This is a genomic window from Streptomyces sp. NPDC030183 (assembly GCF_055573455.1).
On record NZ_JBVIBK010000022.1, the window covers coordinates 131840 to 152684 of the forward strand.

At 71.5% G+C, this 20845-nt stretch carries 16 protein-coding genes; 7 read left to right on the plus strand and 9 right to left on the minus strand.

The window, feature by feature from the left end; genetic code table 11:
• Positions 1 to 4: 4 nt before the first annotated feature.
• Positions 5 to 430: a MarR family winged helix-turn-helix transcriptional regulator gene (locus ACZ4Z2_RS25980; RefSeq protein ID WP_468079099.1), complete on the minus strand. Its 426-nt coding sequence runs from the start codon at positions 428 to 430 to the stop codon at positions 5 to 7.
• Positions 431 to 651: 221 nt separating this feature from the next.
• Here ACZ4Z2_RS25980 and ACZ4Z2_RS25985 point away from each other — a divergent pair, with 221 nt between their 5' ends.
• The 5 genes from ACZ4Z2_RS25985 to ACZ4Z2_RS26005 all read left to right on the plus strand — a co-directional run bounded on the left by ACZ4Z2_RS25985 (position 652) and on the right by ACZ4Z2_RS26005 (position 6302).
• On the plus strand, positions 652 to 1569 hold the full coding sequence (locus ACZ4Z2_RS25985) for an SDR family NAD(P)-dependent oxidoreductase (protein ID WP_468079100.1): 918 nt from the start codon (positions 652 to 654) through the stop codon (positions 1567 to 1569).
• A gap of 20 nt (positions 1570 to 1589) precedes the next feature.
• Complete coding sequence (locus ACZ4Z2_RS25990) at positions 1590 to 2468, plus strand: amidohydrolase family protein (RefSeq protein ID WP_468079164.1); 879 nt, start codon at positions 1590 to 1592, stop codon at positions 2466 to 2468.
• Between the two features lie 50 nt (positions 2469 to 2518).
• The gene (menE, locus tag ACZ4Z2_RS25995; RefSeq protein ID WP_468079101.1) at positions 2519 to 4021 is read left to right on the plus strand and encodes an o-succinylbenzoate--CoA ligase; all 1503 of its coding nucleotides are present in this window, start codon (positions 2519 to 2521) and stop codon (positions 4019 to 4021) included.
• A gap of 32 nt (positions 4022 to 4053) precedes the next feature.
• Positions 4054 to 4509 (plus strand): MaoC family dehydratase, encoded by a 456-nt coding sequence (locus ACZ4Z2_RS26000; RefSeq protein WP_468079102.1) that lies wholly within the window; start codon positions 4054 to 4056, stop codon positions 4507 to 4509.
• A 458-nt stretch (positions 4510 to 4967) separates the two neighbouring features.
• Positions 4968 to 6302: a helix-turn-helix domain-containing protein gene (locus ACZ4Z2_RS26005; protein WP_468079103.1), complete on the plus strand. Its 1335-nt coding sequence runs from the start codon at positions 4968 to 4970 to the stop codon at positions 6300 to 6302.
• Positions 6303 to 6387: 85 nt separating this feature from the next.
• Here the strand turns inward: ACZ4Z2_RS26005 and ACZ4Z2_RS26010 are convergent, their stop codons facing one another.
• The 8 genes from ACZ4Z2_RS26010 to ACZ4Z2_RS26045 all read right to left on the minus strand — a co-directional run bounded on the left by ACZ4Z2_RS26010 (position 6388) and on the right by ACZ4Z2_RS26045 (position 18327).
• Positions 6388 to 8052 carry a PHP domain-containing protein gene (locus ACZ4Z2_RS26010; protein ID WP_468079105.1) on the minus strand — a complete coding sequence of 555 codons (1665 nt, stop codon included), beginning with the start codon at positions 8050 to 8052 and terminating at the stop codon, positions 6388 to 6390.
• Between the two features lie 24 nt (positions 8053 to 8076).
• The gene (locus tag ACZ4Z2_RS26015; protein WP_468079107.1) at positions 8077 to 9933 is read right to left on the minus strand and encodes a LamG-like jellyroll fold domain-containing protein; all 1857 of its coding nucleotides are present in this window, start codon (positions 9931 to 9933) and stop codon (positions 8077 to 8079) included.
• Between the two features lie 86 nt (positions 9934 to 10019).
• Entirely contained in the window at positions 10020 to 13001 is a 2982-nt protein-coding gene (locus ACZ4Z2_RS26020; protein ID WP_468079108.1) for a glycoside hydrolase family 2 TIM barrel-domain containing protein, read from the minus strand.
• Between the two features lie 76 nt (positions 13002 to 13077).
• Positions 13078 to 14031 (minus strand): alkaline phosphatase family protein, encoded by a 954-nt coding sequence (locus ACZ4Z2_RS26025; protein ID WP_468079110.1) that lies wholly within the window; start codon positions 14029 to 14031, stop codon positions 13078 to 13080.
• A 55-nt stretch (positions 14032 to 14086) separates the two neighbouring features.
• Entirely contained in the window at positions 14087 to 14956 is an 870-nt protein-coding gene (locus ACZ4Z2_RS26030; RefSeq protein ID WP_468079112.1) for a carbohydrate ABC transporter permease, read from the minus strand.
• Positions 14953 to 15837 (minus strand): carbohydrate ABC transporter permease, encoded by an 885-nt coding sequence (locus ACZ4Z2_RS26035; RefSeq protein WP_468079166.1) that lies wholly within the window; start codon positions 15835 to 15837, stop codon positions 14953 to 14955. The genes ACZ4Z2_RS26030 and ACZ4Z2_RS26035 overlap by 4 nt, the downstream gene beginning before the upstream one ends.
• Positions 15838 to 15961: 124 nt before the next feature.
• Positions 15962 to 17242, minus strand: coding sequence for an ABC transporter substrate-binding protein (locus ACZ4Z2_RS26040; protein WP_468079114.1), 1281 nt, complete (start codon positions 17240 to 17242; stop codon positions 15962 to 15964).
• A gap of 65 nt (positions 17243 to 17307) precedes the next feature.
• Positions 17308 to 18327, minus strand: coding sequence for a carbohydrate kinase family protein (locus tag ACZ4Z2_RS26045; protein WP_468079115.1), 1020 nt, complete (start codon positions 18325 to 18327; stop codon positions 17308 to 17310).
• Between the two features lie 127 nt (positions 18328 to 18454).
• Here ACZ4Z2_RS26045 and ACZ4Z2_RS26050 point away from each other — a divergent pair, with 127 nt between their 5' ends.
• Positions 18455 to 19204, plus strand: a complete 750-nt coding sequence (locus tag ACZ4Z2_RS26050; RefSeq protein WP_468079116.1) for a DeoR/GlpR family DNA-binding transcription regulator — start codon at positions 18455 to 18457, stop codon at positions 19202 to 19204.
• 277 nt (positions 19205 to 19481) lie between these two features.
• Positions 19482 to 20819, plus strand: coding sequence for a 6-phospho-beta-glucosidase (locus ACZ4Z2_RS26055; protein ID WP_468079118.1), 1338 nt, complete (start codon positions 19482 to 19484; stop codon positions 20817 to 20819).
• Positions 20820 to 20845: the final 26 nt, after the last annotated feature.

Here is a 20845-nt window from a genome sequence, read left to right on the forward strand (position 1 = left end):
GGGGTCACCCCAGCCCGGCCTCGGCGACCTTCTGGAGCAGGACGTGGAGCGCGTCGCGCTCGGCGGCGTCCAGCGGCTCCAGCAGCTCGTCGGTGACGCGCCGGCCCGCCTCGTCGGTGTCCCGGAGGAAGGCGCGGCCGTCCTCGGTCAGCACGACGATCCGGCTGCGGCGGTCGTCGGCGGAGGGGCGCCGCTCGGCGAAGCCCAGCTTCTCCAGGTCGTCCACCAGACCGACGATCGCGCTCGGGTCGTACCCGAGGGACGCGCTCAGCTCCCGCTGGAGCGCGCCCGGCGTGGTGGTCAGCAGGCGCAGCAGCGCGTAGTGGCGCAGCCGCAGCCCCGACTCCTGCAGTGACGCGTTGAACAGCTGCCCCGAGCGCAGCCCCAGGCGGTACAGCAGATACCCCGTGTCCGCGTGCAGGTCGCGCATCCACGGCTCACGCGCGTCGATCGAGGCGGAGTTCTGAGTCTGCTGGCCGGCGATGGCGGGCTCCCTGGTCGAGGCCCCTGCGGGGCGGCGCGTACGTGCTGCTCCACAGGATGCCCCAAAGACCTCGGCTCAACAACTATTGACGACAACAACTATTGCTCTTAACTTCGATTTCGAAGCCGCGCAGCCACCCGCGCTGTCACTCCGAAGGGACCCCACTCGTGCCCAGCATCGATCTCACCGGCAAGGTCGCCGTCGTCACCGGCAGCGGCCGCGGCCTCGGACTGGCCTACGCCCAGGCCCTCGCCGCCGCCGGCGCCTCCGTGGTCGTCAACGACATCGACGAGGCCGTGGCCGAAGCGGCCGTGAAGTCCATCACCGAGGCGGGCGGCACGGCCGTCGCCGAGGTCGTCGCGGTCGGTACCACCGAGGCCGCCGACCGGCTGGTGGGCCGCGCCGTGGAGGAGTTCGGGCGGCTCGACATCCTCGTCACCAACGCGGGCATCCTCCGCGACAAGGTGCTGTGGAAGATGTCCGACGACGACTTCGACGCGGTGATCACCACCCATCTCAAGGGCACCTTCACCTGCGCCCGCGCCGCCGCGATCCGTATGCGCGAGCAGGGCGAGGGCGGCTCCCTGATCCTCGTCGGCTCCCCGGCAGGACAGCGCGGCAACTTCGGCCAGACGAACTACGCCGCCGCCAAGGCCGGCATCGCCGCCTTCGCCCGCACCTGGGCGATGGAGCTGGGCCGCGCGAACATCACCGTCAACGCGATCATCCCGGTCGCCGCCACCGCCATGACCGAGACCATCCCGGTCTTCGCCCCGTACGTGGAGGCCCTGCGCGAGGGCAAGCCGTTCCCGGACTTCCTGCGCAAGGGCGAGGGCTTCGGCACCCCCGAGGACTGCGCCGCCCTGGTCCCGTTCCTCGCCTCCGAGGCCGCCCGCGGTGTCACCGGCCAGGCCATCGGCATCGGCGGCGACAAGGTGGCACTCTGGTCGCACCCGCAGGAGATCAAGACGGCGTACGCGAACGGCGGCTGGACCCCCGAGGCGCTCGCCGACGTCTGGCCGACCTCGCTGGGCGCCGAGCCGCAGACCGTGGGCATCCCCGCCCCGAAGATCCCGGAGGCGTGATGAGCACCGCAGGTCCCGCCATGAACGTGGACGAGCTGGTCGCGATCGACGTCCACACCCACGCCGAGGTGTCCTCGAAGAAGGGCACGTCGTCGCTGGACGACGACCTCCACGACGCCTCCTCCGCCTACTTCAAGGTCGAGGGCAAGCGCAAGCCCACCCTGGAGGAGACGGCCGCCTACTACCGCGAGCGGAGGATGGCCGCCGTGATCTTCACGGTGGACGCCGAGTCCGCGACCGGCACCGAGCCCGTCCCCAACGAGGAGGTCGCCGAGGCGGCCGCCGCCAACGCGGACGTGCTGATCCCCTTCGCCTCCATCGACCCCTTCCGCGGCAAGGCCGGCGTGAAGCAGGCCCGCCGGCTGGTCGAGGAGTACGGGGTGAAGGGCTTCAAGTTCCACCCCAGCATCCAGGGCTTCTTCCCCAACGACCGCGCGGTGGCGTACGCCCTCTACGAGGTCATCGAGGAGACGGGCACCATCGCCCTCTTCCACACCGGCCAGACGGGCATCGGCGCGGGCGTCCCCGGGGGCGGCGGCATCCGCCTGAAGTACTCCAACCCGCTGCACGTGGACGACGTCGCCGCCGACTTCCCCCATCTGAAGATCATCCTGGCTCATCCGTCCTTCCCCTGGCAGGACGAGGCGCTGGCGGTGGCCACGCACAAGCCGGGCGTGCACATCGACCTGTCCGGCTGGTCCCCGAAGTACTTCCCGCCGCAGCTGGTGCAGTACGCGAACACCCTGCTCAAGGACAAGGTCCTCTTCGGCTCCGACTATCCCGTCCTCACCCCCGACCGCTGGCTCGCCGACTTCGAGAAGCTGACGATCAAGGACGAGGTCAAGCCGAGGATCCTCAAGGAGAACGCCGCCCGGCTGCTCGGGCTGACCAAGCCATGACCACACCGTGAGGGACATCCCCATGTGCAAGGACGGACAGGGGCACAGACATGCGCAATGAGGGACTGGGGTCGTGGCCCGCCCGGCGGGCCCGCAAGACCCCGCGGCGCACCGCGCTGATCCACGGCGACACGAGCATCACGTACGCGGAGCTGTACGAGCGCACCACGCGCCTCGCGCACGCCCTGCGCGCCTGTGGCGTCCGACGCGGCGACCGCGTCGCCTACCTGGGGCCCAACCACCCCTCGTACCTGGAGACGCTCTTCGCGGCCGGCACCCTCGGCGCGGTGTTCGTCCCGCTCAACACCCGCCTCGCCGGACCCGAGATCGCCTACCAGCTCACGGACTCCGGCGCCAAGGCCCTCGTGTACGCGCCCGGGTTCACCGGGCTCGTCGCGGGACTGCCGGGCGACACCGACGTCCGTACCTACGTCGAGACCGGCGGCGAGTACGAGGCGCTGCTGGCCGGGGCGGACGCCGACCCCATCGACCAGCCGGTCGCCGCGGACGACACCTGCATCATCATGTACACCTCGGGGACGACCGGCCGCCCCAAGGGCGCGATGCTCACGCACGGCAACATCATCTGGAACGCCGTCAACGTCCTCGTCGACCAGGACGTCATCGCCGACGAACGCGCCCTGGTCTCCGCCCCGCTGTTCCACACCGCCGGGCTGAACATGCTCACCCTTCCCGTGCTGCTCAAGGGCGGCACATGCGTCCTGGTCGAGTCGTTCGTCCCCGAGGACACCTTCGACCTGATCGAACGCCACCGGATCACGTTCATGTTCGGCGTCCCCACCATGTTCGACCAGGTCGCCCGGCACCCGCGCTGGGACGACGCGGACCTGTCGTCGCTCAGGATGCTGTCCTGCGGCGGCTCCCCGGTGCCGACCCCCCTCATCGCGAAGTTCCAGGAGCGGGGCCTCACCTTCCTCCAGGGCTACGGCATGACGGAGGCCGCGCCCGGCACGCTCTTCCTCGACGCCGAGCACGCCGTGAGCAAGGCCGGTTCGGCGGGCGTCCCGCACTTCTTCAGCGATGTGCGGGTCGTGCGGCCGGACATGACACCGGTCGACGTGGACGAGCCCGGCGAGGTCGTCGTGCGGGGCCCGCACGTCATGCCCGGGTACTGGGGCCTGCCGGAGGAGACGGCCGCCGTCTTCGCCGACGGCTGGTTCCGCAGCGGCGACGCCGCCCGCGTCGACGAGGACGGGTACGTCTTCATCGTCGACCGCATCAAGGACATGATCATCTCCGGGGGCGAGAACATCTACCCCGCCGAGATCGAGGACCAGCTCCTCGCCCACCCCGACATCGTCGAGTGCGCGGTCATCGGCGTACCCGACGACAAGTGGGGCGAGGTGCCGCGCGCGGTGGTCGTCCCCCGGGAGGGCGCCGCCCTGGACGCCGACGAGGTGCTGGCCTCGCTGGCCGGGCGGCTCGCCAAGTACAAGATCCCCAAGTCGGTCGTGCTCGCCGACGAGTTGCCCCGCACGGCCTCCGGCAAGTTGCTGAAGGCCCGCGTGCGCAAGCGCTACGGCAGCAGCTGACCCACCATCAACTCTTCTCGAAAGCAGGCAACATGAGCATCACCGTGAACGGCATCGACGAGCTGAAGAAGCTCGCCGGCAGCGACCTCGGCGCCAGTGAGTGGATCGAGGTCACCCAGGAGCGCATCAACACCTTCGCCGACGCGACCGGGGACCACCAGTGGATCCACGTCGACCCGGAGAAGGCGGCCGAGGGCCCCTTCGGCGCGCCCATCGCCCATGGCTACCTGACCCTGTCGCTGTTCATCCCGCTGTTCACCGAGCTGCTGGACGTCGAGGGCGTGTCGACGAAGGTCAACTACGGTCTGAACAAGGTGCGTTTCCCCTCCCCGGTGAAGGTCGGCTCCAAGATCCGCCTGGTCGGCACGCTGACCTCGGTGGAGGACGTCCCCGGCGGGGTGCAGATCACCGTCGACGGCACGATCGAGATCGAGGGCGCCCCCAAGCCGGCCGCCGTGCTGCAGAGCCTGTCGAGGTTCTACGCCTGACGGGGCGCCCCGCTGCGGGGCGCCTCCGCGACGCCGCAGGGCGGAGCACTCCCCCATGGGTGCTCCGCCCTGCGGTGTGAATTCAGCCACCGCCATCTGCTCACGGCGGACGGTGGCGCGTTCCTCGACGACCCGAGGCTGGCAATCGCCGGCGCGACGCCACAAGGGTTCCCGCGCAGCTGGGACGCTGGGACGGCCCTCCCGCGACCGGCCTGCGGGGTTCCGCGTCCGCTGGGACGGCGCTGGGACGGGATCAGAAACGGATCCCGGTCGTCCGCCCGGAAGTGGCTGGAGTTTGCCGGGTTCCGGCGGTCTGTTTCTGGCACAGTGTGCTCGGGCGCGTGGCATCGGGGGATCCAGGGGGGCGCCTCTCATCCATGAACACATCGCGCCGCCGTCCGACCCACGTGCGGCGCCGCCGTCACGCGCGGCAGCAAGGGGAAAAAGGGGGGACGCCCGTGTCCGAGTGCACGGAGTCCGAGCGGTTCGCCGCGTGTCTGCGCTCCCTCAAGGAGCGCTCGGGACTCAGTTACGCGGCCCTCGCCGCGAAGGCCGGAACCAGCGGGTCCAGTGTGCACCGCTACTGCCTGGGCGGTTCGGTGCCGCAGGACTACGGCACCGTCCACCGCCTGGCCGTGGCCTGCGGAGCCACCCCGGAGGAGCTGCGAACACTGCACCGCCTGTGGGCCCTGGCGGACGCGGCCCGGGAACCGGAGTCGACGCCGCCGACGGAGCCGGCCACGGTTTCCACGGGGCGGGCACCGGAGACGGCCGGGCCGCAACCGGAGACCGCCGGACCGCAACCGGAGACCGCCGGGCAGGAGCCCGGGCCCGCCGAGTCGGAACCGCTCGCCCCTGTGCCGGAAGCGAAAGCCGCGCGGCCGGCGCCGCAAACCGCCCGACCGGCCTCGGAATCCTCCCGGCCGGGGACGGAGGCCGAGTTGGAGCGGGGGGCGGAGGCCACCCGGCAGCGGCCGGGTGCCGGGGGCTCCGAGGCCCCGCACGGGACCGTGGTCGCGACCGGGGCCGGGACCGTGGTCGCGTCCGGGGCCGGGGCCGTGACCGCGACCGGGGCCGTACGGTCCGGGCGGCGGCGCAGACGTGTGGCCGTGGCCGTCGGGCTGGTGGTGCTGTTCCTCGGGGGGATGGCCTGGACGCTGCCGTCGCTGGGCTCGACCGAGGACGGCGAGGGCCCGGACAAGAACGCCGCCGCACCCGGGAAGAAGGACAGCCGCACCCTCTTCACCCCCGCCTGCCGCGAGGTGGTGGCCATGGGCCAGCACGACACCTGCGTGCGCGAGGTGCAGCGGCTCCTGGAGGACAGGGGCGCGGTCATCGGGGTGGACGGCGACTTCGGCCCGCAGACCCTGCGCCGGGTGACGGCCTTCCAGGTGATCGCCGGGATCGAACCGCCCAACGGCGTGGTCGGCGACACCACCAAGCGGGCGCTCTACACGTCCGAGGCGACCATGGACACCTGGACGCCGGACGAGGTGCGCGAGCGTATCCGCGAGGTGTTCACCGAGGCACCGGACCGCGCGGTCGCGATCGCCGACTGCCAGTCCTTCCTCGACCCGCTGCACATCCTCCCGAACACCAACGGCACCCGGAACTGGGGCCTGTTCCAGATCTCCGACGCCCGGCTGCGGGAGCTGAAGGGCACCCCGCGCCAGGCACTCGACCCGGAGTGGAACATCCGCGCGGCCAAGCGGCTGTGGAGCAAGGACCGGGACTTCCACGACTGGCCCCACTGCGACCGGGCGTTCAGCCCGAGCCCGTCACCCTCCCGGTAGGTCCGGCGCACCCAGGAGCGCGGGGCCCGTACGACCGAAGGACCACCGGTCGTACGGGCCCCGCGTCCTCAAGCGGACGCGACACTCACCGCACGTCCACGAAGACCGGGTTCGTGTAGAACCACGTGTCCAGCCACGGGTCGCCGTCGCCCGGCGCGTGCGGGACCGGGCCGTGCGGGTCGACGGCGGCGCCCAGACAGCCCGCTCCGTTGCGGTTGCCGTCGCTGCCCCGCAGCCGCAGGTAGAAGGGCTCGTCACCGGCCGTGATCGGCACACGCAGGGTGTACGTGCCCTTGCGGCCGCTGACGTCCTTGGTGTGGACCACCCTCGTGTCCGGGGCCCGCCAGGAGTCCCGGTCGGTCACCGGCCCCGTCACCGCGCCCCGGATGACGTCCACATGGGCCAGCGCCGGGAGGATGCCTCGCGGGTTGGGGCGGGAGGCCGTGGTCACGGTCACCGTCAGGGTGAGCTTCTCGCCCCTGCGGGCGTGGAGCCGTCCGCCGAGCGTGACGCCCCGGCCGGGGACGCGGTCCCGCTTCACGCGGACCTCCAGGCCGTCCAGCAGATGGCCGTGGTCCAGCCAGACGCGGCCCGCCCGCAGGCCCGCCATCACGGCACGGTAGCCGTACCGGGTGACGCCGACGTGGGTGCGGCTGAACTGGCCGGGCCAGAAGTCGCTGCCGGGCTGCGGGGTGTCCGTGTTCACGGGGTCGGGCAGCTTGCCGGTGGTGTCGAAGTTCTGCCCGGCGGGCCAGTCGCCGTTCTTCCAGGTGTCGAACACGATCCGGTGGGCGTCCGAGTTGGTGGTGACCGAGAACAGCCGGCCCTCGGCGAGCAGGGAGTCCCACAGGCCGCCCACGGTCGCCGTCGCCCAGTCGAAACCGCCGTACGTGAGGTACGCCTCCGCCGGGTAGCCGGGCCAGGACTGCGCGGACGGCTTGTTCTCGTACTCGCCCCGGACGGAGTTCGCGCCCCGCAAGCCGGGGATGGCGGCGCCCTGGGCGCCGGGCGCGCCCTCCATGCCGATCATGATCTCGGGGGCCGCGTCCCGCCAGGCGCGCAGCTCGTGCGGGGAGTCGATGCCCAGGCGCAGGGGGTGGTTGGCGAGGACCAGCACGTCGTCGACGTACCCCGTACGGCGCTGCTCCGCCAGCCACTTGACGGCCTTGACGGCGTGCGCCTCGTTGCGGGCCGTGTCCGCGCCGCCCACGGAGCCGTCGGTGTAGCCGAGCAGCTTGCCGTCGTAGGCCCGCTCGAAGCGGGTGAGCAGGTCGACCTCGTGGGGGCCGGGCGTCGTGAAGACCGTGCAGTGCTCGGCGGCCGGGATGTACCACTCCAGGCCCTGGAAGATCAGCTGACGCGGGTTCTCGGCGCGGGCCCGCAGGATCTCCTGGTGCTCCAGCGCGGCCCCGAAGTCGGCGTGCCCGACGTTGGAGTGCTCCGTGAACACCATCCAGTCGAGGCCGTACCTGGCGCCCGCCGCGGCCAGCTGGGAGAACGTGTACTTCGCGTCGTGGCTGTACACGGAGTGGACGTGGTGGTCGCCCACGAGATAGGCGAGACGGGGGTCGTCGCCCCCGTGGCGGCGCCCGGAGTCGGCGGCCGCGGGCGTCGCCGGGGACCCCAGGGCGAAGGCCGCGCCGAAGAGCCCCGAGGCGCGCAGGAGACCACGGCGCGACAGGCCCTGCGCGTCGAGGTCGGCAAGGGAGACGGACGGATCGGCCCAGAGGGGCAGGTGCTGCTCGGACATGGTCGTGCGAACCCTTCCGGGGTCTCAGTGGTTCATGAACGAGGTGACGGGCAGCGCCCGGCCGACGACGCGGACGTCACCGAGCCGTCCGTGCAGGATCTGGTCGATCTTCCCCGCGTACTCGTAGCCGCCGAGGATCCAGGGCAGCCCGACGGAGGTGAGGCCGACGGCCGCCGCCCTGGGGTTCCGTACCACCGGGCAGCCCTGGACGTACAGCGTGGTGTGCCGGCCGTCGTTGACGACCGCGAGGTGCCACCACGTCTCCAGCGGGGTCTCCTGGCCCCAGTTGGTGGCGATGCCCTGCTGGTTGAGCGGGCGCACCGCCCACTGCGGCTCGCGGTCGTTCGACAGCGACAGCGTGGCGAGCGGCTCGTCCGGGTCGTCCGCGGTCTTGCCCGCGGCGCCGCCCGTGCCGGTGCGGCCGAGGATGCCGGCCCACGCGTGGCGCGCCGGGTCCCAGTCGGCGGGCAGCCGGTAGAACGCCTCGATGGTGTAACCGTCCTCGAACGTCGCCGAGTTGAGGGGCGCCCCGTCGACCGTCCGCAGACAGGCGCCCTTCAGCGGCGGCTTCCCGCCGTGGAACTCCAGGCTGCCGTGGCCCGGCTGGTCCGGGTGGTGGTCGGTGGAGTAGGTGAGAGTGCCGCCTCCGACGGTGACGAGGGTGAGGTCGTTGCCGTGTCCGGAGCGGTCGCGCACCAGGCCGTCGACCCGCGCCCCGTCCTCCTGGCCGTCGAACCGCCAGTAGGCGAGGGTGCCGCGCACCAGCATCCGCGACACGGGCCGTGCGGGACGGGCCGGCATGGGGGCGAAGCCCGCGAACCGCTTCTCGAAGTCGATGTCGACGGTGAACCGGTCGGCGTCACCGGAGAGTTCCATCTCCTGCCGCTCCAGCTCGTTGAGGCCCTTCGCGGCCCGGCCCAGGATCCACGGGGAGACCGTCTCCACGTCGATCGCGTTCCGGTCGAGGTCGAAGTGGTAGAGGCGGATCATCGCGGCGCCGCCGAAGTACCGGTTCTGGTAGTTCGTGAGGTGCAGATGGACGTCGTTGCCCGCCGCGTTCCTCCGGACCGCGCGGGCCGCCGGCCAGTAGTGCCCATTGAGGGTGAGGAAGATCTGGTCGTGGTCCGCGATCAGCCGGTCCCACAGCTGCTGCCCGTACGGGGAGAGGGAGTCGTCCCCGTCGACCAGTTCGTGCGTGGTGAGCACGACCGGTGTCCCCGGGTGCTTCGCCAGGACCTGTTCGGCCCAGGCGTAGCCCTTCGCCGACAGCCGCCAGTCCAGGGCGAGCACCATCCACCGCCGGCCGCCGGCCTCGAAGAGGTGGAAGGAGTTGTAGCCGTCCGGGGAGGCGCCGCCGAACGTCGGCCGGCCCTTGAACCGGTCGGGGCCGAACACGTCCAGGTAGGGGGTCGGGCCGCGCTGGTCGTCGGTGGACGAGCGGACGTCGTGGTTGCCCGCGAGGACGCTGTAGCCGACGCCCTTCCGGTCGAGCAGCCGGAACGCCTCGCCGATCGCCGCGCACTCCTGCTTCGCGCCGTTCTGTGTGAGGTCGCCCAAGTGGGACAGGAAGACGATGTTCTCCTCCCGCCCGTGCTCCAGCAGGTACCGCAGGGACGCCTCCACGGGCGCCTTGTCGATGCTCGGCCCGTCGAAGAGGTACTGCGTGTCCGGCATCACCGCCAGCGTGAACCGGCGGCTGTCGGGATCGGGCCGCCGACGCGCCGCCGTCACGGGTGACTCGGCGGCGGCCCGCGCGGTGCCGGCCGCCGGGACGACCGCCGCCACCGCACCCATCAGCGCGGTCGCCCGCAGGAAGTTCCGTCTGCCGGCGCCGGCCTGTGGGGCCGCCTCGCCCTGGTCGTGCTCATGCGAAGTACACACCTGTGCTCCGTGGGAAGTCCGTGGAAGGTCCGAGGGAAGAAGAGGGGAAGGAGAGGGGGGAGGAGGGGGGAGGAGGGGGGTGGGGTTCAGAGCGCGCGCAGCGTCCACGACCAGCGGTGGACGCCCGGCGGGACGAGATACGACGGCGAGGTGTCGGGACCGCACGACGCCGTGCCGAGCCCTCGGTGTGCCGCGTCGATGTGCACCACACAGCCCGGCCGGGGCACCAGCTCGTCATGGTGCGCGACGGCCGCGAGATCCTCCGCGCGGTACCGGTTGACCGAGACCTGCCGGGGCCCGTCCAGCCGCACCGACAGCTCGTGCCCGGCCCCCGACAGCGTGAAGTGGCGTACGCCGTGCCGGCCCCCGCTCTCCTGCGGGCGCAGATACGGGGTGAACAGGTCGTCGACGGCGGCCGAGTGGTGCCCGACGGGAGCCCCGGCCGCGCGGTCCGGGTAGCTCTCCCAGGGACCCCGCCCGTACCAGGCGAGGCGGTCGAACCCTTCGGTGGTCTCGAACACGGTGCCGACGCGGGCGACGTCCGTCAGCTCCTCGGGCAGCACGGCGATCTCCTCGACCAGGATCCGGCCGTCCACCAGCGCCGTGAACGTCTGCTCGTGCTCGACGGCCCCGGCACCCGTCAGCCAGCGGGAGCGGACCCGCACGAGGGGGCCGTCGCGCTCCACGGACACCGCCTCGCGCGTCGGCCGGTCGAGGCCGAGGGCACGCCACCGCTCGGCCATGCCGCCGAGGACGTCGTTGTCGGTGGGGGCCCGCCACAGGCTCAGCACCGGCGGGGCGGCGAGCAGCGGATGCCGCAGCAGCCCGTCCTCGTCCGTGTCCGGCGGGGGCACATGGCCCTGGGTGTCGTCGGCGCCGACCACCGGCTCGCCCTCGTCCGCCTCGTACCACCGCACCTGCGGGAAGCAGACCTCGGTGCCGCGCGGCGCCCATGGCTCGTCGTCGGCCGTCGTGACCCGCAGCGTCAGCCAGATCTCGCCGGCCCCGTGCCGTACCTCGGGCCGGTCGATGACGGCGGAGCCGCCGGCCGGTACGTCGGGCAGCCGGGCCGGGACCGTCCAGGTGCCGCCGTCGGCCGCGGCGAACTCCCATTCGGCGGCGAGCCATGAAAGGTCCCGGAAGTGCTGCCTGTTGTGGACCCGCAGCACCCGCCAGGTGCCCTCGCCCTCGACGGACAGCCGTACCGGGGCGGCGATCTCGCGGTGCTCGTACATCACGGGCTTCGGGGTGCGGTCCGGGAGGACGACCCCGTCGGCGATGAACGCGCCGTCGTGGATCGTCTCGCCGAAGTCACCGCCGTACGCCCAGCGCAGTCCGGGGGCGGCGACACCGTTGTCATACAGCCCGGCGCCCCCACGCCCGACCGGTCTTCCGTCGTTCACACGCTGGAGGATGCCGTGGTCCCAGAACTCCCAGATGAACCCGCCCTGAAGACCCGGGGTCGCCTCGATGGCCGCCCACGTGTCGGCGAGCGTGCCGTTGCTGTTGCCCATGGCGTGGGAGTACTCGCACTGGATCAGCGGGCGGGTCTGCTCACCGGAGAGGGCGTGGGCCACGCAGTCCTCGATCGGCGCGTACATCGGGCAGGCGATGCCGGAGGCGTCGTCCGTGGCCCCCCAGTCCAGCTTCGCGGCGCCCTCGTACTGCACGGGCCGCGTCGGGTCGTGCCGTCGCAGCCAGCCCGCCGCCGCGTCGTGGTTGGCCCCGTAGTCGGACTCGTTGCCCAGCGACCAGATGATCACCGAGGGGTGGTTCTTGTCCCGCAGGACCATCCGGGAGACCCGGTCCACGAAGGCGTTGAGGTAGCGCGGGTCGTCGGCGATCTCATGGGCGTGGTCGTGCGACTCGATGTCCGCCTCGTCCACCACGTAGAAGCCGAGCTCGTCGGCGAGGTCGTACAGCGCCGGGTCGCCCGGGTAGTGGGAGGTGCGGATCGCGTTGAAGCCGAAGCGCTTCAGCGTGACCAGGTCGGCGCGCAGGTCGTCGTACGACACGGTCCGGCCGGTCAGCGGGTGGAAGTCGTGGTGGTTGACGCCCCGGATGTAGACGCGCTCCCCGTTGACCAGCAGGTCACGGCCGCGCACCTCGACGTCGCGGAAGCCGATCCGGTGGTGCGAGGTGTCGGCGACCGTGCCGTCGGCGCGGTGCAGCCGGACGATGAGGCCGTACAGCTCGGGCGTCTCCGCGCTCCAGGTCCGCACCTCGGGGACGACTGTCTCCAGCCGCGCCTCACCGAGGAAGTCGGAGACCCGCTCGTCCTCGGCGTTGGCCCGGTCGAACCCGGTGTCCTGGGCGAGAGTCAGGCCGTCCAGCTCCCCGCTGACGTACCACCCGGCGGGCAGCGCGCCCGTGCCCTCGGCCGTCCTGATCCGGCAGTCCACCCGCAGCGCGCCGTCGCGTCGGGCCCGTACGGTCACGTCGGCGAGATGGAGGGGGTCGGTGGCGTACAGCAGCACCGAGCGGGTGACGCCGCCGAGCCACCACTGGTCCTGGTCCTCGATGTGGGAGGCGTCGGACCACTTCACCACCGTGAGGCGTACCGTCGCGGACGTACCGGGGCGCACGAGGTCCGTCAGGTCGAACTCGGCCGCCAGATGGGAGTCCTTGGACACGCCCACGGGCCGCCCGTCCACGTGCACCAGCAGCACGCTCTCGGCCGCGCCGACCTGGAGCACGATCCGGCGTCCGGCCCAGTCGGCGGGGATGTCCACCTCGCGCTCGTACACCCCCGTCGGGTTGGCGGCGGGGGAACGCGGCGGGAACTCCGGCCACGGCATACGGACATTGGTGTACTGCGGGGGGTCCTCGGCCGCGTGCAGCGCCCAGGAACCGGGGAGCTCGGCCCAGGACCAGGCCGGTCCCGGCTCGTTCCCGGGTGACGGCAGCAGCTGGAACCGCCAGCGGCCGTCGAGCGACCGGGCCCGGGCGCGCCGGTCGACGGCGTTCATGGGCAGCCGCCCCCAGGAGGTCACCTCCGGTGCCTCCCAGGGGCGCAGGGCGATCAGCGGGTCGGCGGCGCGGGGTACGGGGCTCGACGGATCGTTCATCGGCGGTCGGCCTCCGTACCGAGGTCGCGGGCGGCGGGGCAGGCCGGGGCGGGGGCGGGGAAGAGAAGTGCGTCGGTCATGACCGTTCCGGGTTCGGGGGCGATATCGGGTCGGGGGCCGGCCGGGGCAGGACACGGCCGGCGAGGTTCCAGTCCGGGTCGACGGGGATGCCGAGCCGGTCCAGGGCGGTGGGGGCGATGTCGACGAGCCGGGGGTCGTCGAGACGGGTGCCGCCGGGCATGCCGGGTTCGGCGAGGACGACGAACACCTCGCGCTCGGCGTGGCTGTCGCCGCCGTGGCCGCCGGCGTCGCGATGCCCGTGGTCGGTGGTGACGACCACCGTCCACCGCTCGTCGGCGCGGCCCGGGTCGGAGCGCCGGGCCTCGATCGCCTCCAGCAGCCGCCCGAGGTGGGCGTCCTGGTCGAGGAGGGCCTGTTCGTAGGCGGGGGAGAGGGGACCGGTGTCGTGGCCGGCCTCGTCGGTGGCGCCCAGGTACACGAACAGGGCGTCCGGGTCCCTCTTGGTGAGCCAGCGCAGGGCGGTGCGGGCTACGAGACGGTCCGCGGTCGCGTAGCCTCGGCGCTCGCCGTTGAAGCGCACCCGCCGGCCGATGCCTCGGCCGAGGGTGCCGCGGCGGACCAGCGTCGGCCAGGACACCGCCGCCGCCGTGCGCAGGCCCGGCCGCAGGGCGGCGGCGCGGGTGAGGAAGTCGGGGTAACGGGCGTAGTCGGCGCCGGCGAAGTCGTTGCCGGTCACCCCGTGCCGGTCGGGCCACACCCCGGTCAGGATGCTCGACCAGCCGGGCCCCGAGTCGGTGTAGGCCATGCTGGTGGACGGCCCGTGTCCGGCCTGGCCGTCCGCCTCGCCGTACGGCAGCAGACTGCTGCCGTACGCGCCCGAGGCCATCAGGCCGTGCAGCACGGGCGCGGTGGACGGCGACCGCATCAACCGGTCGAAGCGCAGTCCGTCCATGCCCACGACGAGCACCTTCCCCCGCTCCGGCCGTCCCGCTCCGACGACATCCACCACGGTGCACCTCTCTCTCGACAGGGGTCGGGGCCGCGGACGTCGAAGACAGCACCCCCTACGTGCCTTGTACCGCACCCTCGGTGGCCCCGGCGATGAATCCGCGGGCGAAGACGGCGAAGACGATCACCAGCGGGAGGGACGCCATGAGGACGCCGGCCATGACCATGCTGTAGTCGGTGTTGTGGCCGACGTTGAGCTGCGCCAGCTCCACCTGGAGCGTCACGTGGTCGGGGTTGGTCAGTACGATCAGCGGCCACACGTAGTCGTTCCAGGCGCCGACGAAGGCGTAGATGGCGAGGAACGACATCGCGGGCCTGATCATCGGCAGGGCGACGTTCCAGTACTGGCGGAAGAACCCGGCACCGTCGATGCGCGCCGCGTCGAGCAGTTCGTCGGGCACGCCGTTCTCGATGTACTGGCGCAGCCAGAAGATGCCGAAGGCGTTGGACAGCGCGGGCCACACCAGGGCCTTGAGCATGCCGACCCAGCCGACCTCCGACATCAGGATGAACTGCGGGAGGACGGCCAGCTGGAGCGGCAGCATCATGAACACCAGCAGCGTGCCGAAGAGGATCCTGCGGCCGGGGAAGTCGAACTTGGCGAAGGCGAAGGCCGCGAGGGAGTCGACGAACAGCACCAGGACCGTGGTGACGGACGCGACGAGGACCGTGTTGAGCATCGACCCGAAGAAGTCGACCGTGTCGAGCACACCTCTGATGTTCTCCAGCAGGTGGGAGCCGAAGGTCAGCTTCGGGGGGCTCTTGTAGATGTCGCGGGTGGTGTTGGTCGCCATCACGATCGTCCACAGGAACGGGAAGACCGAGATCACGACGGCCAGGATCAGGAAGAGGTGGGCGGACAGGCCCTTGGGGCGACGTGGCCGCTTCGCGCCCGTGGCCGGCCGTGGCGTGACGGCTGTCGTCATGACTTCCTCCCTCGTTGCACGATGCGCCAGTTGAGGACGACGAGCACGATGATCAGCACGAAGAAGGCCCACACGATGGCCGCGCCGTAGCCGTAGTCGTTGTCGAGGAAGGCCGACTGGTAGAAGTACAGCAGCGTGGTCAGGCCGGCCTGGCCCGGGCCGCCGAGGTTCTGGTTGGCGGCGTTGCTGGCGAAGAGCACCTGGGGTTCGCTGAAGCTCTGCAGACCGTTGATGGTCGAGATGACGACCGTGAACAGGATGATCGGCCGCATGATCGGAACGGTGATCTGGAAGAAGGTGCGGACGGGGCCGGCCCCGTCCATCCGGGCCGCCTCGTAGACCGACTGCGGGATGGCCTGGAGACCGGCCAGATAGATGATCATGTTGTAGCCGGTCCACATCCACGTCATCAGCAGCGCGATGACCACCTTGATCAGCCAGGGATCGCTCAGCCACGGCACGGGAGCGATACCGGCCATGCCCAGGATCGCGTTGACCAGACCGAAGTCATTGCTGAACACCGCCCCGAAGAAGATCGCCACGGCCACGATCGAGGTGACGTTCGGTACGTACAGGGCGATGCGGTAGAAGCCCTTGAAGCGCCGCACCGAGTGCAGCAGCGTCGCGAGGACGAGGGCGCCGAAGAGCGTGGGAACGGTCGACAGGACCCAGATGATCAGCGTGTTGCGGATCGACAGCCAGAAGACCGGGTCGTTCCACAGGAACTCGAACTGCTGGAGTCCCACGAACTGCTTGGCGCCCAGGCCGTCGTAGCGCTGGAACGCCAGGTAGAGCGAGTAGAAGACGGGGCCGAAGGAGAAGACGGTGAAGATCAGGTAGAAGGGCGAGATCGCCAGGTACTGCCGCCAGAACGACAGCACCCCGCGCCGTGCGGGCCGAGCGGCGCCCGCGGGCGGGGTGCGCCGCGGGCGGAAGCGGGCCGGCCCCCCCCCGCCGCGGTGCTCGCGCACCGCGGCGGGGCCGGTGACCGGAGGTGACGACACCTCAGTTCACCCCCTGGCGCCTGGCGATCTGCTTGGCCTGGGAGACCGCGTCCTTCCAGGCGTCGTCGGGCTTCTTGCCCTTGGCCTCGATGCTGGTCAGCTCGGCCATGAAGGGCGCCATGACCGCGGAGTCGGCGGGGGCCTCGTAGCTCACCGGTATGGCCTCGGCGGCGGGACCGAACACCTCGATGATCTTCTGTCCGCCGAAGAAGGCGTCGGGGCCGGTCATGGCCGGCATGGCGTACGTGGCGGGGGAGGCGGGGAAGATCGTGGCGTCGGCGAAGCTCTTGGCGTTGTTCTCCGGGCTGAGGATCCAACTGATGATCTTGAAGGCTTCCTCGGGGTTGCGGCACTGCTTGGGCAGGGTCAGATAGGAGCCGCCCTGGTTGGCCGGCCCGCCCGGGGTCGCGCAGACCCGCCACTTGCCCTTGGTGGCGGGGGCCGCGGACTCGATGTCCAACGCATGCCAGGCCGCGCCGAGTTCGGTGGTCAGGCTCTTGCCGACGGCGGAGTTCCAGCTCTGGTCGTTGATCTTCGCGTCGAGGCCGAGCCGGTAGGCCCGGATCGCGGTGTCCCAGGCGGCACGGATGTGCTCCTGGTCGCCGATGAAGTGGTTGTCCTCGTCGATGAACCGCTTGGTGCCCTGGCCGACCGCGATGCTGAACACAGAGCCCATGTTGTTGACCAGGAAGGTGCCGGGCAGCGCCTTCCTCAGCTCGGTGCCGAGCGCGAAGTAGTCGTCCCAGGTCTTGGCCTCGGCGGCGACCTTGTCCGGCTCGCTGGGCAGCCCGGCCTTGTCGAACTGGTCCGCGCGGTAGAAGAGCGCAGTGGGTCCGATGTCGATCGGGAAGCCGATCTGCTTGCCGTCCTTGGTCTGGGCGAGCTTGGTCTTCCACTCCAGGTACTGGGAGGAGATCTTCTTGAAGCCCAGCTCGTTCAGGTCGAGGAACCGGTCGGCGTTGGGCAGGAACGAGGCGATGTCCTCGCCCTTGATGCCGGTGATGTCGGGGACGGAGGAGCCGCCCGCCGCGAGGGTGGTGGTCAGCTTCTGCTTGAAGTCACCGCCGATGGAGGCGCTGGTCAGCTTGATCCGGCCCTTGAAGTGCGTCTTGGCCTCGGCGACCACCTTGTCGCTGAGGGCGCCGCCCCAGTACCACATGGTCAGGTTCTTGCCGTTCCTGGTGCCGCCGGACTCCGAGCCGCCGCCACAGGCGACGGTCAGTCCGGAGGCTGCCGCGGTGAAGACGGCGGCCTGGAGGAAGCCTCTACGAGAAAGGTCCACGGGACACTCCTGTTTGTTCCTGTTCGTGGTGCTGAGGGGCTGTTTGCGCGGTTCTTCCGGGGGGTTCAGGTCAGTGGTGCGGGCGGGGTGACCGGAGCGTGGCGCACCGGGGGACCGGTGTCCGCCGGGATGCGGTCCGCGAGGAAGCCGTAGGTCTTCTTCAGACCGGGGTCGGTCAGCGAGCGCCACCAGCGCTCGACGCCGTACCAGCCGGGGGCGGCGAGCGCCCCGCCGTGGTGCCGTACCGACAGGCCGGCGGCCAGGACGGCGAACCGCAGCCGTTCCTCCAGCGGCCAGCCGCCGAGGGACGCCGCGACGAAACTCGCGCCGAACACGTCCCCGGCGCCGGTCGTGTCGAGGACGTCCACGTCGAGGGCGGGGGCCTCGGCGTACTCGCCGGTCGTCTGGTCGACGCCGATCGCGCCGGCTGCGCCGCGGGTGACGACCGCGACCGGCACCAGCTCGGAGAGCGTGCCGAGCGCGGCCACCGCGCTGTCGGTACGGGTGTAGGCCATCGCCTCGGTCTCGTTGGGGAGGAAGGCGTGGCACAGGGCGAGTTGGCCGAGGAGTTCACGCGACCACTCCTGGGTGGGGTCCCAGCCGACGTCCGCGTAGATGTGCGTGCCGTTCGCGGCCGCCTTGGCGAGCCATTCGCGCGGCTCGGCCTCGATGTGCACGAGCGCGGTCCGCGCCTCGGGAGGGTCGCCCATCAGCGTGTCCTGCGAGTACGGCGGCTCCTGGCCGTGCGTGACGAGGGCCCGGTCGTGGCCCTGGGCCAGGGAGACGGTGACGGGGGTGTGCCAGCCGTCCGCGGTGCGCGAGAGCGAGAGGTCCACGCCCTCCTGCCCGGCGAGGACCTCACGGCAGTACCCGCCGTAGTAGTCGTCACCGAAGACCGTGGCCAGGGAGGTCCGCAGGCCGAAACGGGCGGCGGCCACCGCCAGGTTGGCGATCCCGCCGGGCCCGCAGCCCATGCCGTCGGTCCAGATCTCCTCGCCGGGGGTCGGCGGCCTTCCCAGCCCCGTGAGCACGAGGTCGTAGAAGAGCAGCCCGGTCAGCAGCACATCGGGCCGGTCGTCGTCCACGCGTGCACCTCTCGTCAGAACTCTTCAAATTCGATGCCGGGAATCGTGCGCTGATCCGAGAGATTGGTCAATACCCGAGCAGAAGTGAGCATGGAAATGCTTGAGGATGACGAGTACTGTTCAGCGCGTGCTGGCAGAGAGACGACACCAACTCATCCTGCGGGCCCTGCGATCAGGCGGCCCCGCTGCCGTGACCGATCTGTCCGAACAGCTCGGTGTGAGCCCGGCCACCATCCGGCGAGACCTCGTCAAGCTGGAGGAGGAAGGGCTGCTCACCCGGGTGCACGGCGGGGCGGTCGTGGACGAGGGCGACCAGCCCTTCGCCGAGGTCGCCGAGGTCCGGGTGGCCGAGAAGGACGCGATAGCGGCGCAGGCCGCCTCCATGGTCCGCGACGGCCAGTCCGTGCTGCTCGACATCGGGACCACCGCCTACCGCCTGGCCCGGCAGCTGCACGGCCGCAGGCTCACCGTGATCACCAGCAACCTGGTGGTCTACGAGGAACTCGCCGACGACGAGGGCATCGAACTGGTGCTGCTCGGCGGCATGGTCCGCCGCGAGTACCGCTCCCTCGTCGGCTTCCTCACCGAGGACAACCTCCGGCAGCTGCACGCCGACTGGCTGTTCCTCGGCACCAGCGGGGTGCGGCCCGGCGGCCAGGTCATGGACACCACCGTCGTCGAGGTCCCGGTCAAGCGCGCCATGATCAGGGCGAGCGACAAGGTGGTCCTGCTCGCGGACTCCGCGAAGTTCCCCGGCACGGGGATGGCGCGGGTCTGCGGCCCCCGGGAACTCGACGTGGTGGTCACCAACGCGCCCGTGGACCATACGACCTGCTCCTCATTGGAGGAGGCCGGGGTCGAGGTCGTGACGACATGAACCGCGCACCGGGCACGAACCGCACCGCCGCGGGCATGATCCCGGCGTGCGGCGGCATGCTCCACCGGGGCGCCGGCGCGGTGCGCGACGACGGCCCGGCCCGCGTCCGCCACCGCGTCCACGGCGGCACCGGGGCGCGGCGGGCCGACACGTGTCCGGGCGGCCGGCACCCCCAACGCGCCACGGCGCGGGCCCTCCTCGACGGCCGGTCCCACGGCCGCACGGCGGACCCCGCGCCTGCCCGCACACATGCACGATCGGCAAAGGTGGTAGTTGCGTGAAGCTGACGATTCTGGGCGGCGGAGGATTCCGGGTGCCCCTCGTGTACGGGGCGCTCCTCGGGGACCGCGCCGAGGGCCGGGTCACCCATGTCGTCCTGCACGATCTGGACGCCGAGCGGCTCTCCGCCGTCACCCGCGTCCTCGCCGAGCAGGCCGCCGACATCCCCGACGCCCCCGAGGTGACCGCCACCACCGACCTCGACGAGGCTCTCACCGGCGCCGACTTCATCTTCTCCGCGATCCGCGTCGGCGGCCTGGAGGGCCGGGCCCACGACGAACAGGTGGCCCTCGCCGAAGGCGTCCTCGGCCAGGAGACCGTGGGCGCCGGCGGCATCGCCTACGGGCTGCGCACCGTCCCCGTCGCCGTCGACATCGCCCGGCGTGTGGCCCGGCTCGCCCCCGACGCCTGGGTCATCAACTTCACCAACCCGGCCGGCCTGGTCACCGAGGCCATGTCCCGCCACCTCGGCGACCGCGTCATCGGCATCTGCGACTCACCCGTCGGCCTCGGCCGCCGTATCGCCCGGGTCCTCGGGGCCGACCCCCGCGAGGCGTGGATCGACTACGTCGGCCTCAACCACCTCGGCTGGGTCCGCGGCCTGCGCGTCGCCGGCCGCGACGAACTCCCGCGCCTGCTCGCCGACCGCGATCTGCTCGGCTCCTTCGAGGAGGGCAAGCTCTTCGGCGTCGACTGGCTGCGGTCCCTGGGCGCCATCCCCAACGAATACCTGCACTACTACTACTTCAACCGCGAGGCGGTCCGCGCCTACCAGGCCGCCGAGAAGACCCGCGGCGCCTTCCTCAAGGACCAGCAGGCCCAGTTCTACGAGGAGATGCGCCGCCCCGACGCCCACGCCCTGAAGGCATGGGACCGCACCCGCGCCGAGCGCGAGGCCACCTACATGGCGGAGAACCGCGAGACGGCGGGCGCCGGCGAACGCGACGCCGACGACCTCTCCGGCGGCTACGAGAAGGTCGCCCTCGCCCTGATGCGGGCCATCGCCCGCGACGAGCGCACCACCCTCATCCTCAACGTCCGCAACCGGGCCACCCTCTCCGCCCTGGACACCGAGGCCGTCATCGAGGTGCCCTGCCTGGTCGACGCCAACGGCGCCCACCCGGTCGCCGTCGACCCGCTGCCCGGCCACGCCACCGGCCTGGTCTGCGCGGTCAAGGCCGTGGAGCGCGAGGTCCTGGCCGCCGCCGAGTCGGGCTCCCGCACCACCGCGGTGAAGGCATTCGCCCTGCACCCCTTGGTCGACTCGGTCAACGTCGCACGACGCCTGGTGGAGGGCTACACGGCGGTGCACCCTGGCCTGGACTACCTGAAGTAGGCTCCTCCGCGACAGGCGCGGGAAAG

Excerpts from the sequence above, each read along its gene's own strand:
- ACZ4Z2_RS26000 (WP_468079102.1), top strand. The coding sequence starts at position 4,054 with ATGAGCATCACCGTGAACGGCATCGACGAGCTGAAGAAGCTCGCCGGC.
- ACZ4Z2_RS26030 (WP_468079112.1), bottom strand. The coding sequence starts at position 14,956 with ATGACGACAGCCGTCACGCCACGGCCGGCCACGGGCGCGAAGCGGCCA.
- ACZ4Z2_RS26020 (WP_468079108.1), bottom strand. The coding sequence starts at position 13,001 with ATGAACGATCCGTCGAGCCCCGTACCCCGCGCCGCCGACCCGCTGATC.
- ACZ4Z2_RS25980 (WP_468079099.1), bottom strand. The coding sequence starts at position 430 with ATGCGCGACCTGCACGCGGACACGGGGTATCTGCTGTACCGCCTGGGG.
- ACZ4Z2_RS25990 (WP_468079164.1), top strand. The coding sequence starts at position 1,590 with ATGAACGTGGACGAGCTGGTCGCGATCGACGTCCACACCCACGCCGAG.
- ACZ4Z2_RS26010 (WP_468079105.1), bottom strand. The coding sequence starts at position 8,052 with ATGTCCGAGCAGCACCTGCCCCTCTGGGCCGATCCGTCCGTCTCCCTT.
- menE (WP_468079101.1), top strand. The coding sequence starts at position 2,519 with ATGCGCAATGAGGGACTGGGGTCGTGGCCCGCCCGGCGGGCCCGCAAG.